The organism is Virgibacillus halotolerans (assembly GCF_016908515.1).
Classification (GTDB): Bacteria; Bacillota; Bacilli; order Bacillales; family Amphibacillaceae; genus Virgibacillus_M; species Virgibacillus_M halotolerans.
The window spans coordinates 104,879-117,674 of sequence record NZ_JAFBEA010000006.1 but is presented as its reverse complement, the minus strand read 5'-3'; the positions used below and the strand labels follow the sequence as shown (position 1 = coordinate 117,674).

The 12,796-nt window shown below is 38.2% G+C and carries 12 protein-coding genes; 3 read left to right on the top strand and 9 right to left on the bottom strand.

Translation table 11 applies throughout. From position 1 onward, the window contains the following. Positions 1-49: 49 nt before the first annotated feature. The 7 genes from smpB to secG form a co-directional block, all read right to left on the bottom strand. Positions 50-514, bottom strand: coding sequence for an SsrA-binding protein SmpB (gene smpB, locus JOC34_RS14660; protein WP_205137520.1), 465 nt, complete (start codon positions 512-514; stop codon positions 50-52). A 157-nt stretch (positions 515-671) separates the two neighbouring features. Next, a complete protein-coding gene (locus tag JOC34_RS14655; RefSeq protein ID WP_205137519.1) occupies positions 672-1,625 on the bottom strand; it encodes a metal ABC transporter solute-binding protein, Zn/Mn family in 954 nt (317 codons plus the stop codon). Positions 1,626-1,668: 43 nt separating this feature from the next. Further along, entirely contained in the window at positions 1,669-2,523 is an 855-nt protein-coding gene (locus JOC34_RS14650) for a metal ABC transporter permease (protein ID WP_205137518.1), read from the bottom strand. Then, the gene (locus tag JOC34_RS14645; RefSeq protein ID WP_205137517.1) at positions 2,523-3,266 is read right to left on the bottom strand and encodes a metal ABC transporter ATP-binding protein; all 744 of its coding nucleotides are present in this window, start codon (positions 3,264-3,266) and stop codon (positions 2,523-2,525) included. Before JOC34_RS14645 ends, JOC34_RS14650 begins: the two co-directional genes overlap by 1 nt. A gap of 501 nt (positions 3,267-3,767) precedes the next feature. Continuing rightward, a complete protein-coding gene (gene rnr, locus JOC34_RS14640; protein ID WP_239544446.1) occupies positions 3,768-5,966 on the bottom strand; it encodes a ribonuclease R in 2,199 nt (732 codons plus the stop codon). A 30-nt stretch (positions 5,967-5,996) separates the two neighbouring features. After that, positions 5,997-6,737: an alpha/beta hydrolase gene (locus JOC34_RS14635; RefSeq protein ID WP_205137516.1), complete on the bottom strand. Its 741-nt coding sequence runs from the start codon at positions 6,735-6,737 to the stop codon at positions 5,997-5,999. A gap of 116 nt (positions 6,738-6,853) precedes the next feature. Beyond that, on the bottom strand, positions 6,854-7,087 hold the full coding sequence (secG, locus tag JOC34_RS14630) for a preprotein translocase subunit SecG (RefSeq protein ID WP_205137515.1): 234 nt from the start codon (positions 7,085-7,087) through the stop codon (positions 6,854-6,856). Positions 7,088-7,335: 248 nt separating this feature from the next. On the opposite strand from secG, the gene JOC34_RS14625 reads away from it, so the two are divergent. Together JOC34_RS14625 and ptsP are read left to right on the top strand one after the other, a co-directional pair. Then, the gene (locus JOC34_RS14625) at positions 7,336-8,247 is read left to right on the top strand and encodes an alpha/beta hydrolase (RefSeq protein WP_205137514.1); all 912 of its coding nucleotides are present in this window, start codon (positions 7,336-7,338) and stop codon (positions 8,245-8,247) included. 76 nt (positions 8,248-8,323) lie between these two features. After that, positions 8,324-10,036 (top strand): phosphoenolpyruvate--protein phosphotransferase, encoded by a 1,713-nt coding sequence (gene ptsP, locus JOC34_RS14620; protein ID WP_205137513.1) that lies wholly within the window; start codon positions 8,324-8,326, stop codon positions 10,034-10,036. Positions 10,037-10,171: 135 nt separating this feature from the next. Here the strand turns inward: ptsP and JOC34_RS14615 are convergent, their stop codons facing one another. Next, a complete protein-coding gene (locus JOC34_RS14615; protein ID WP_338062683.1) occupies positions 10,172-10,759 on the bottom strand; it encodes a nitroreductase family protein in 588 nt (195 codons plus the stop codon). 50 nt (positions 10,760-10,809) lie between these two features. Next, on the bottom strand, positions 10,810-11,772 hold the full coding sequence (locus JOC34_RS14610) for a nucleoside hydrolase (RefSeq protein WP_205137512.1): 963 nt from the start codon (positions 11,770-11,772) through the stop codon (positions 10,810-10,812). 329 nt (positions 11,773-12,101) lie between these two features. Here JOC34_RS14610 and JOC34_RS14605 point away from each other — a divergent pair, with 329 nt between their 5' ends. Continuing rightward, on the top strand, positions 12,102-12,779 hold the full coding sequence (locus JOC34_RS14605; protein ID WP_205137511.1) for an RluA family pseudouridine synthase: 678 nt from the start codon (positions 12,102-12,104) through the stop codon (positions 12,777-12,779). The last annotated feature ends 17 nt before the right edge of the window (positions 12,780-12,796 follow it).

Genomic DNA, 12,796 nt, shown 5'->3' with positions numbered 1-12,796 from the left:
AATTATAGCATAAATCTCACTAAAATCAAGTGCTGAAAGAACTTACAAGCTATCTCATATGATCCTTAATCGCTCGATCGACGTCCCGTTTCATTTGTTTTTGCTTCAAATCTTCCCGTTTATCGTACTTCTTCTTCCCTTTTCCTAGTCCGATCAACACTTTGGCAAAGCCATTTTTGATATATATCTTTAATGGCACCAATGCATACCCCTGCTGTTGCGTTAGTCCTAATAGCTTATCAATTTCTTTACGATGCAATAGTAACTTTCGTGTACGTGTTGGATCGTGATTGAACCGGTTTCCCTGCTCATAGGTCGCAATGTGCAGATTAATCAACTTCATCTCGCCACGATCGATCCTTGCGTGCGCATCCTTGATAGAGACGCGACCAGCACGAATAGATTTAATTTCCGTTCCTTGCAATACGATTCCCGCTTCATACGTTTCTTCAATAAAATAATCGTGGGATGCTTTTCTGTTTTGTGCAAGTGTTTTTCCATATCCTTTTGGCATAACTGCTCCCCCTACTGTTACCGTGATCATTATTCTAGCAAAAAAAGCAACGTAAAGCCAATCAAAACCTATATTATTGAACATGGAAGACGCCGTCTATCAATATGCATGATAAACGGCGTCCTTTCATTTATATATAATCATGGCAAAATGATTATTACTCTGCTAAAACATCATGAATTTCTTTAATGTTATATTCAAGGTACTTGATATAGGTATCTCCTGGAGAACCAGGTTTCCCAATTTCATCGGAATATATTTCCCCGGCAATATCTACACCCGTTTCTTTTGATACAGTTTCCATTGGTCTTGTGTCCACATTTGTCTCCACGAATAGAGCAGGTACATCATGTTCATCAATAAACTTGACTAATGATGTAATCTGTTCCGGTGTACCATTTTCCTCTGTATCAATCGCCCAAATATAACCTTCCTCTAGTCCGTAACGATCAGCTAAATATTGATACGCTCGTTCACTTGTTACCAGTATACGATGTTCTTCCGGTATTTCACCAATCTTTTCTTTATATGTTTCATCAATTTCTTTCAATTGATCCAAATATGCTTCTGCACTATCTTCATATTCCTGTTTATTGTCGGGATCGACTTCCATTAGTGCATCACGAACGTTTTCAGCCATTTGAATACCAACTACTGGATCTAGAAATGCGTGTGGATTGATTTCTTCTTCTTTGCCGTCATCAGAAGTAAGGTACATTGGTTCCACACCTTTGGCTGTTTCAAAAATGTTATCCTCATCCTGTTCAACGGAATCTATTAATTTAAAGAACCAACCATGCTTCCCACCTTCTAAATTTAACCCATTGTAGAATAGTGCATCGGCATCTGTTGCTTTTTTAATATCTTCAGGCAATGGTTCATATTCGTGTGGATCTGTTCCAATTGGTACAAGATTATGGACATCCACGTGTTCTCCGCCTATCTCTTTAACCATATCATTTAAAATACTAAAGGATGTAACAACCTGCAGCTTATCACCTGCCGCACCACTGTCTTCCTTTCCTTTACCAGAAGTATCATCCCCACCACATGCTGCTAAAACAATGACAGCCATTAATGCAATAACTGCCAACTTGAAAATGTTTCTCATCAGACTTTCTCTCCCTTTTCTTTTTATATTATAATATTATTTCTTAAGCAGCCGTTTTATTTTTACTGCTTCTGATAAAACGCCATAATATGCCTTGATTTGGTGCGAAAATAAATGTGACAATAAAGATTGCGGTTGTCACGAGTACAATTACTGCTCCGGAACTTAAATTGTAAATAAAACTAAAGTATAAACCTACTACTGCAGAAATTGCGCCAAACGTTGATGCGAGTATAATCATAATGGATAATCTATTTGTTAATAAATATGCCGTTGATGCGGGTGTAATTAACAATGAAACCACTAGAATGACACCCACTGTTTGTAAAGATGCAACAGTTACCATGGTAAGCAAAAGCATAAGCCCATAATGAATCAGGCGTATCGGTAATCCATAGGCCGCTGACATCGTTGGATCAAAGCTACTGATAAGCAATTCTTTATAGAATACAGCAACAACGAGTAGAACTATCGCACCAATGATCAACGTCATCCACATATCTGATGATTTAACGGCTAACACATTTCCGAATAAAATTTGTGTTAGGTCTGTCGCACTTTGTGCCTTTGCGATTAAAATAATACCTAGCGCGAAGAAAGCGGAAAAAACAATACCGATCGATGAATCACTTTTAATTCGGCTACTTTGACTCACGACACCAATACCAAGAGCAGTCAAGATACCCGCTAGAACTGCGCCGTAAAAGTAATTAATCCCCAACATATAAGAAATCGCAACCCCAGGAAGTACCGCATGAGAAATGGCGTCTCCCATTAGTGCCATGCCACGTAATACAATAAAACAACCAATTACGCCGCAAATGATCCCGACCATGATCGATGTAAATAACGCTTTTTGTAAAAACCCATAGGTCATCAGATCCGAAATAAATTCCATTACACACCTACCCCCACATCATTTAAAATTGGAAAGGGCGTTTGGTAAGCCTGCTTCATCAGTTCAGGTTTGAAAACAGATTCTACTGGACCAGATTCAATCAACTCCTGATTGATTAAAATCAATTCATCAAAGTATTCCTCTACTTTCGATAAGTCATGATGTACAACGAATACTGTTTTCCCCTCGTCTTTTAATTGCTTTAAAATCTTAATAATTGTTTGCTCACTTGAAATATCAATCCCTACAAATGGCTCATCAAGGAAAAAGTAATCTGCTTTCTGCGCCAATGCCCGAGCAAGAAATACACGCTGTTGTTGCCCACCAGATAACTCACCAATCTGTGCCTTACTAAAACTTTCCATCCCAACCTGTTTCAGGCATTCCATTGCCCATTGTTTCTCTTTTTTTCCGGGGCGGTGAAACACACCAAGATTCGGATAGGTCCCCAGCATTACCGTGTCACGCACTATGATTGGAAAATCCCAATCAATATTATTTCGTTGTGGAACATAGGCGATTTTTTTCCGTACCTCTTTAATTGTCTTGCCATCAAATGATATTTCCCCTTTATCGATCGGTATCAAATTTAAAATAGCTTTCATTAAAGTTGATTTTCCCGCCCCATTCGGTCCAATCACGCCAATCAGGTTTCCCTGCTCAATATGAAAAGAGACATTCTTAACCGCTGTTTTACCGTAATAAGAAACTTGTAATTGGTTCACCGTAATCGCATTACTCATATTCATCCCTCTTTTTTCTCTGGTTTTAAATCTCCTCATTTTATAATTTACCCGTTATATATTGTTTATATTCACGGTAATTGCATAAGCTATATTATGTAGTATAGAAGACCATTAGTTAGTTGTCAACAATTAAATTGTACGAGGGCAACATTTATATAATAAAGTATATGCATTGCTTTTATTATTGCTTATTTTATAGGACTAGGGTTCATTGTGGCACATAGGCGATTTTTCCGTAATAGCATTACTCATATTTCATCCCTCTTTTTTTCTCTGGTTTTAAACCTCCTCATTTACCCAATATATTGCTTATATTCACGTTAATTGCATAGGCTATATTATGTAGTATAGAAGACCTTTAGTTAGTTGTCAACAAATAAATTGCATTAAGGCAACATTTACGTAATAAAAGTATATACAATGCTTTTGTCTTTACTTATTTATTTTAAAAAGAGCATCCCAATGCAATTGAGACACCCTTTATCCTTATTTAAATTATTATTTTCTTCTTGTTTTTCGTTGATTATTTCCTTTACTCTTTTTGCGAAAACTTATCTTTTTGGAACTTTCCAGTTCAAAGTCAACTGCACGTTCATCTAGATTTACACTAGTAACCCTCACTTTTACCTCATCACCGATTCGGTAAACATTACCGGTACGTTCTCCGATAAGTGCTTGGCTACGTTCATCGTAATGATAATAATCATCTGTTAAGTAGCTGACATGTATGAGCCCCTCTACTGTGTTCTCTAATTCCACGAATAAGCCAAAATTCGTTACAGAACTAATCACGCCGGTAAACACTTCACCAATTTTATCCTGCATATATTCCGCTTTTTTCAAATCATCCGTTTCCCGTTCAGCATCAACAGAAGTACGTTCTGCTTCAGACGTATGTCTCGCAATTTCCGGGAGACTATCCTTCCATTTATTGATTGTTCGCTTGTCCATTTGTTTGTTAATTAAATACGTTCGGATCAGGCGATGGACAATTAAATCCGGATACCGGCGAATCGGTGATGTGAAATGGGTGTAAAATTCTGTTGCTAATCCAAAATGCCCAATACTATTCGGGTCATATTTGGCCTGTTTCATCGAGCGCAGCATTAATTTAGATACAATCATTTCTTCCGGCTTACCTTTTACGCTATCAATTACTTTTTGCAATGCTTGTGGATGAACTTCATTCGACTTTCCTTTTACTGCATAACCCAAACCTGCAACAAATTCAAAGAAGTTTTGCAACTTGCCCTCATCCGGGTCCTCATGAATACGATGAATGAACGGCACATCCATCCAGTGCACGTGCTCTGCGACTGTTTCATTAGCAGCCAGCATGAATTCTTCAATCAATCGTTCGCCAACAGAACGCTCGCGCAAAACAACATCGGCTGCTTTACCTTTTTCATCTACAAGAACCTGTGCTTCTTTAAAGTCAAAATCAATTGCACCACGACCCATTCGCTTGCCATTTAATACCGCTGCAAGTTTTTCCATGTGCTCGAACATCGGAACGAGCGATTGATACTTCTCACGCAATGCTTCATCCTTATCAACGAGGATTTTATTAACGTCATGATAAGTCATTCTTTCCGTTGTATTAATAACACTTTGGAAAATCTCATGGTTAACGACGGCACCACTTGTATTAATTTCCATTTCACAACTGAGTGTTAATCGATCCACTTGTGGGTTCAATGAGCAAATCCCATTAGATAATTTATGTGGAAGCATTGGGATAACGCGGTCCACCAAATAGATACTTGTTCCTCGCTCATAGGCTTCTTTATCCATCGGTGTATCTGCTTCTACATAATAGCTGACATCGGCAATGTAGACACCGAGTTTGTAATTCCCATTATCAAGCCGCTTTACCATTACTGCATCATCAAGATCTTTGGCATCTGCGCCATCGATCGTTACCATCACTTCCTCACGCAGATCTCGTCGATCCTTGATTTCCTCTTCTGAAACTGTCTCAGCTGTATGTGCAGCCTGGTCCAATACTTCCTCGGGAAAATCGATGCTGATTCCGTGCTTATGAATGATAGATATAATATCAATCCCTGGATCATTTTTATGCCCAAGGATATGAATAATCTCCCCTTCAGCACTCATACGACCTTCTGGGTACTTTGTGATCCGCGCAATTACTTTATGCCCACTTACTGCACCATTGGTACTGCTCTTCGGAATAAAAATATCATTAGGAATTCGCTTATCATCAGCAATCACGAAACCGAATGACCGATTATCGTCAAATGTGCCGACTACTTGCGTTACAGCGCGTTCCAATATTCGAATAACCGCTCCTTCAGGACGATCTCCATCCGTATCCTTTTTCTCTAATCTTACTAATACCAAATCTTTATTCATGGCTGAAGCTAAATCAGCATGATTAATATAAATGTCTTTCTGTTCCTCATCATCCGGAATTAAAAAAGCAAAACCCTTTGCATGCATTTGAATCCTGCCACGGATCAAATTCATTTTTTCCGGTAGTCCAAAACGGTTTTTCCGTGTACGAACAAGTTCGCCAGCTTCTTCTAATTCATTTAATGCTTTTACAAGCTCTTTAAATTGTGTTGCCTCGTCCATGTTCAGTGCATCTTCTAATTCATGGATCGTTAGTGGCTTTGTTCCTGCTTCTTTGAAAAATTTTAATAGTTCATCTTTCATTTGTTCACCTTCTTCCATATTATTGTACACCTTTTTTTCGTGATATAATCATTCTTCCCAATTCAGTGATTCCAAAAACTGATAAATATCCTCATAAAGCAAGTCTTTCTCTTTATCCAATGTAATCACATGACCCGAATCTTCATACCATTTGATATCTTTCATATCTGCTTCAACATGGTCATAAATATAATCCGCACTGTCTGTATTAATCATTTTATCTTTCCTTGCTTGGGTAACAAGTGTTGGTGTGTAAATTGTATCTATATTACTTTTTACTTCATCAATTAAATCGCTTAATTGTTTAAAGTTTGCATGTTCCATTAAGTAAGCTATTTCCGAATGAATCGTTGCTTCATCCTTTTTCTCCAGTTGCTTATACTCTTTTGAGAACTGTTTAAATCCTTGTGTTAGTTGGGTCCTATTATCAAAGAACATTGGCGCACACATCGTGATAATCGCTTTTGTCTTTTCTGAATATGCGAGTTTTAACCCAAGTACACCACCAAGCGACAATCCAGCAACAGCAATTTCCGTATAGCCTAAATCCTGCAGGTGTGCATAGGCGTTTGTTACATCCTCCCACCACTGCTCTGGAGTTGCCTTGAGTAACTCCTCCGGTGGAAGGCCATGTCCACGATAAATTGGCGCATGACTCGTATAGCCTTTCTTTTCTAAAAAGCGGCCCAGCATTCTAACATCAGCGGAATGCCCGGTGAATCCATGTAATAATAACACGGCTCTTGGACCCGCTTCAAAAGTAAATGGTTGTGGTTTCACTATTTTCATTCAACATTCTCTCCTATTCTAACTACTACATACTCTACCCGTTATTTGACGTTATACAACATCAACCTAAGATAATCAAAAACCCTTACCACACAATATGTGATAAGGGTTAGTTTCTATTGTAAAACATATGCACTTAGAAAAGCTAACACGAAGAACAACGTACCTGTAACAACAGTTCCGCGGTGTAGAAATAAATCTGCACCCCGCGCCTTTTGTTTTCCAAATAATTGTTCAGCACCACCTGAAATAGCTCCTGAGAGACCTTCACTCTTACCAGATTGTAATAGTACTAAGACGATCATAATTACTGCATCTACAACCAACAATATATTAACAACACTTAACATGTCTCCACGACACCTCCCAATACGGAAATATACCTCTATCTACTTTATCATAATGATGATTTATTTAGCAAGGTTATTTTGTTATTTCCTATTATACCTTATAATGATAAAGAAGACTTGGTTCAAGTGATAATTTCAACTGAACCTTAGCCGCACTTATTTCGAAGCTTGGCGGAACTTATCATCCGCCTGTAGAGGCGGGGCTATTAGTGACGCCGCGAAGATAAATATAGAAATGGGTGATATATTTGGAGAAATCATTTTGGATAACAATGGAAAATGGTGTGGATGTTTATCTAAAAAAGTGGTATCGACCAGGTAAGCCAAAAGCAATCGTTCAACTCTCACATGGTATGGTCGAACATATTGATCGTTATGAAGAATTTGCAGAATTTCTAGTAGAACGGGATATTTTTGTATATGGACACGATCATCGCGGGCATGGCAATACCGGGGAGAGACAAGGATTACTTGGATATTTCGCCGAAGCGGATGGTTTTTCGAAAACAGTCAATGACCTACACGAGATAACGACCATCTTGAAACAGGAATACCCAGATATTCCATTATTACTTTTTGGTCATAGTATGGGGTCATTTATTGCTAGAGTATATTTACAAAAATATGCTGCTGACATTGATGGTGTTATCCTATCTGGGACTGGTCATTTTCCAACCGCAACATCTAAGGTTGGTAAAAGCATGGCTGCCGTGCTTCCTCAAGGGGAAGCGTCCGAATTCATGAATCGCATTGCTTTTGGCAACTATAATAAGCGAATCAAAAATAAACAAACACCGTTTGATTGGTTAACTCGAGATCCGATCGCTGTAAAAAAGTATATGGATGATCCCTATACAGGGTTTATTCCAACTGCACGCTTTTTTTATGATTTGATGTCTGGATTACTGACAATGAACGATCACAAGCTGAATCGGGCGATCAGAAAAGGATTACCAATGCTACTAATCAGTGGGGATGCAGACCCCGTTGGCAATTATGGAAAAGGGATTTGGAAAACAGCCGAGCAATACAGGCAAATAGGTTTAAATCGGATCGTTGTGATGCTATTTACAGATGGCCGTCATGAATTATTAAATGAAATAAATAAAGAAGAAATCTTTTTTGCAATATATAATTGGTTGCAAAAACGGTTACCTTAACAATAATGCTTGAATACAACAGTCCTACCATATAAAATGGTAGTGGTAGAAAATATGGAAGGGTTGGTCGAACTTTATGATAAACAAACAAGGAATCGCAGCATCTTCAGGCATAGCAATTGCCAAAGCTTATCATCTCGCTGTTCCGGATTTATCTTTTGAAAAAAAGAAAATTGATAATCCAAATACAGAAATCGAGCGTTTAAATAAAGCTTTAGAAATCTCCAAACAAGAACTTGAAAAAATAAGAACCCATACGAAAAATGAACTGGGAGATGAACATGCAGAAATTTTCTCTGCGCATTTACTCGTATTAAGTGATCCAGAGCTCATCAACCCGATCACAGATAAAATTAAATCTGATAATGTCATGGCGGAAGCGGCGCTGGAAGAAATAGCTAATATGTTTATCGACATGTTTAAAAATATGGATAATGAATATATGCGCGAACGAGCTGCAGACATCCAGGATGTGACAAAACGTGTCATGGCACATTTACTAGGGGTATCATTCCCAGACCCTGCACTAATTGACGAAGAAGTGATTGTCATTGCGAATGATTTAACGCCTTCAGATACGGCACAACTAAACCGTCAATTTGTTAAAGGGTTTGCTACAGATATCGGTGGCCGTACATCGCACTCAGCCATTATGGCCAGATCACTTGAAATTCCAGCTGTTGTGGGAACAAAAAATATCACAGAGGAAGTTTCACAGCATGATATGATCATTGTTGATGGTTTAGAAGGTATTGTTTTAATCAATCCTTCAGAAGATGAGCTGGCTAATTACCGTGAGAAACAAGCAGCATATGCGGAACAAAAAGAAGTATGGGCACAGTTAAAAGATGAACCTACTTTTACAAAAGATGGCGAACAAGTGGAACTAGCAGGTAATATTGGTACACCTGAAGACGTTACAGGCGTATTGAACAACGGTGGAGAGGCTGTTGGTCTCTATCGTACAGAATTCTTATATATGGGCAAAAACGCACTTCCAACAGAGGAAGAGCAGTACGAGGCATATAAATCCGTTCTTGAACAAATGGACGGAAAGCCTGTTGTTGTTCGAACATTAGATATTGGTGGAGATAAAGAACTCGATTATTTGGATTTACCGAAAGAAATGAATCCTTTCTTAGGTTTTCGCGCGATTCGTTTCTGTTTAGAAAATGAAGCAGTCTTCCGTCCACAGTTACGGGCACTACTGCGTGCGAGCGCCCATGGAAACTTAAAAATTATGTTCCCAATGGTTGCTACACTAGAAGAATTCCGTCAGGCAAAAGCAATTTTGCTGGATGAAAAAGAAGCGTTGAAAAAAGATGGCTTTAAGATTTCCGATGATATTGAGGTCGGCATCATGGTGGAAATCCCATCCACAGCCGTTATTGCCAAACAGTTTGCAAAAGAAGTAGATTTCTTTAGTATTGGAACCAATGACTTAATTCAGTATACAATGGCTGCCGATCGGATGAATGAACGTGTTTCCTATCTATACCAACCGTATCACCCAGCAATATTGAATTTATTAAATAATGTAATCGAAGCGGCACATAGTGAAGGAAAATGGGTCGGAATGTGCGGGGAAATGGCCGGCGACTCTATCGCGATCCCTATCCTGCTTGGACTTGGATTAGACGAATTCAGCATGAGCGCAACCTCCATTTTACCAGCGCGTACGCAATTACGTGATCTGTCTAAAGGAAAATTAGCTTCTTATAAAGATAAATTATTATCTATGGGTACAGCTGAAGAAGTCGTCGCATTTATTAAAGAAAAAACAGAATAGTAACGACGGATAGCGCTCAGACTGATTTTAGTCTGAGCGTTTTTTTGCCCGCGCACATCTTATAGCTGCTGCGCCTGATTTCAAGGTATGCTCTCCTGTTTTTATTTTTACTAGTACTGACGCCCGATTGCCTAACTACTCAGTTATAATCTTTAACTTCTCCTCAATTGGTAACCTACCTTTATCACGCCCCACATGTTGCGGATAACCGATTTGCATCACAGCGGCAATTTTTACTTCATTGCTGTCTAGGCCGATATCAGCCGCAAACCCGGCATCATGCATATATGGCGTAATCGTCCACAGCATGCCTACACCATATTCCCAGGCAGCGAGTTGTGCGTTTTGAATAAAGGCGCATACTGCTGCATAATCTTCTTCGTACCGCACAGCTTCAGCTTCCTTTTTAAAATAAATCAATGCGTGATGTGGTATTTCTAAAAGAAATGATGACATGGAATCTATCACTTTTACTGTCTTAGCATCGTTATCTTTTTTTAACATACCGATCCGCTGATAACTCGCAATAATCGCATCAACAAATGCTACTCTTCCTTTCTCCTGGTATAGATTGATATTCCAAGGTTCTTTCATGTAATGTGTTGGTGCATAAGATCCATACATAAATATATCCTTTAAAATTGCTTCATCCACTATTTGCTCCTTGAATGAAAATGTGGACCTACGTCGTTTAATTGCTTCTAATATATCGATTGGACTCACCTCAAACTAAATCTTTCTATACGTCCACTATATCAGAATTTCTATTTAATTCATTCAAACCTCTGCTCTGTCATGATCGACATAAAATCAATATAAAACTTTTGATAATCCAGATTAAAAGCAATCCGATGTTTCTTTGCAGTTTCATCTTCTAAATCTGTAAATGGTCTAATATCAGCAATACTTTGTCCTCTTTCTGTGCCTTGTTCTGCTTGAACAATAGCAACTGGTAATGTTTCAAAAGTAAACATATCTTCATGGATCGTAGCCATCAAGGTTAAAACGTCATGAAGCGGACTTCCTAGAACATTTGGGTTTCGCTTTTTATAAAAATCATAATAATAATCTAATAAAGGCTTAACAATTTTAATCGGCCCTACACGATCAATATAATCAACCATTTGCTCTGTAGCTATCGCTTTTTCTGTCACATTCAATGGAATAATTGTTAAGTTTTCTGCATGGGCTAATACTGCACGGGCTGCAACAGGATCACCATTAAAATTAGCTTCTGATACTGCTGATACATTACCAGGTACCCAAAACGCCCCACCCATTACATAAAATGCTTTTACTTTACTCATTAACGTACGGTACAGAATGAACATCGTTGCCAGAGATGTTAGTCTTCCTATGTTAACAATAATTATTTCATCTTCATATGCTTTGATAATGTCTACAATTTCAAGGAAATTTTCAAGGTCGCCTTCAGGGTAATTTGTTGGTGGAATAATTGGCCCAAGTCCATATTCACCATGTATCTCAGGGTAATAGATCGGTGTTTCTCCTGTCATGGGTAATTCAGCACCTGTAATAATTTTTACATCCTCAATCTCCTTCGAATTAAATAAGCCTTTAACATATTCAATATTTGCAATAGCGTTTTTCCGAGGTATATTCCCATAATCAGCAACAACGCCGACAATATCAATATCATCATTTAAATAACCATAAATGAGTGCTATCGTATCATCGATTCCAATATCTCCAAATAGCAATACCTTTGCAGCCAATAGAGCTCCCCCTTTATCCCTTTTCCTATATCGTATTAAGTCCCGGTATTGTCCTATGCCATTTTATGTTATTTGTTTACCGTCTGAGCAAGATCATCTTTCTACTATTCTATTTTAAGGTAAATTAAAGAATCCTACAGCCTCTTTTTCTTTTTATTCGAGCAATTGATATGAAAAATAACCTGAAAATTAATAATTAACTTCCGGGTTATTACGTTTTTTGATCTTTATTTGATTGTTTATGGAACTGATTGTATAATTTGATGAATTGCTTATCAATAGCAATGAAAAGCAAATAGATTACTAGTTTTAGGAGGAGTTATGATTCAATGAAGATACCTATTATCTATGAAGACAACCATCTACTTGTTGTGGATAAGCCTGCCAATATACCTGTACAGGAAGACAGTAGTGGTGATATTGATTTACTTACCCTTTTAAAAAAGGATATAAAAGTTCGCTATCAAAAACCCGGAAATGTTTTTCTAGGTCTGGTCCATCGTTTAGATCGCCCTGTTGGTGGTGTCATGGTACTTGCCAAAACATCCAAAGCGGCTTCCAGATTATCTGATGCCATTCGTAGAAAAAAGTTCGGGCGTGATTACTTAGCCATCGTACGAGGTGTCCCAGACAAAAGCCAAGGGATGTTGGAGCATCATTTGTTTAAAGATACGAAGAAAAACAAAGTGCATGCCGTCTCTGCCGACCATGTTCATGCAAAAAAAGCGATGCTTGCATACAAAGTTACCAACAATACAAGACAATTGAGTCTGTTGTCTATTCGATTACATACAGGGCGTTCCCATCAAATTCGAGTGCAGTTGTCTACAGTTGGAGTTCCACTCTATGGTGATCAAAAATATGGACAACCAGTAAACCGGCCGGGACAGCAAATTGCTTTAAAAGCACACACACTTTCGTTTCCACATCCGACAACAAAAGAAATCATGCGGTTTGAATCAAAACCGCCAAAAGAATACCCGTGGGATCTTTTTGAATTTAAATAGTCATAGTCCTATACATA

What these genes read in the sequence shown, in the direction of transcription:
- smpB (WP_205137520.1), bottom strand. Translation starts at nt 514, where the DNA reads ATGCCAAAAGGATATGGAAAAACACTTGCACAAAACAGAAAAGCATCC.
- JOC34_RS14655 (WP_205137519.1), bottom strand. Translation starts at nt 1,625, where the DNA reads ATGAGAAACATTTTCAAGTTGGCAGTTATTGCATTAATGGCTGTCATT.
- JOC34_RS14650 (WP_205137518.1), bottom strand. Translation starts at nt 2,523, where the DNA reads ATGGAATTTATTTCGGATCTGATGACCTATGGGTTTTTACAAAAAGCG.
- JOC34_RS14645 (WP_205137517.1), bottom strand. Translation starts at nt 3,266, where the DNA reads ATGAGTAATGCGATTACGGTGAACCAATTACAAGTTTCTTATTACGGT.
- rnr (WP_239544446.1), bottom strand. Translation starts at nt 5,966, where the DNA reads ATGGAAGAAGGTGAACAAATGAAAGATGAACTATTAAAATTTTTCAAA.
- JOC34_RS14635 (WP_205137516.1), bottom strand. Translation starts at nt 6,737, where the DNA reads ATGAAAATAGTGAAACCACAACCATTTACTTTTGAAGCGGGTCCAAGA.
- secG (WP_205137515.1), bottom strand. Translation starts at nt 7,087, where the DNA reads ATGTTAAGTGTTGTTAATATATTGTTGGTTGTAGATGCAGTAATTATG.
- ptsP (WP_205137513.1), top strand. Translation starts at nt 8,324, where the DNA reads ATGATAAACAAACAAGGAATCGCAGCATCTTCAGGCATAGCAATTGCC.
- JOC34_RS14605 (WP_205137511.1), top strand. Translation starts at nt 12,102, where the DNA reads ATGAAGATACCTATTATCTATGAAGACAACCATCTACTTGTTGTGGAT.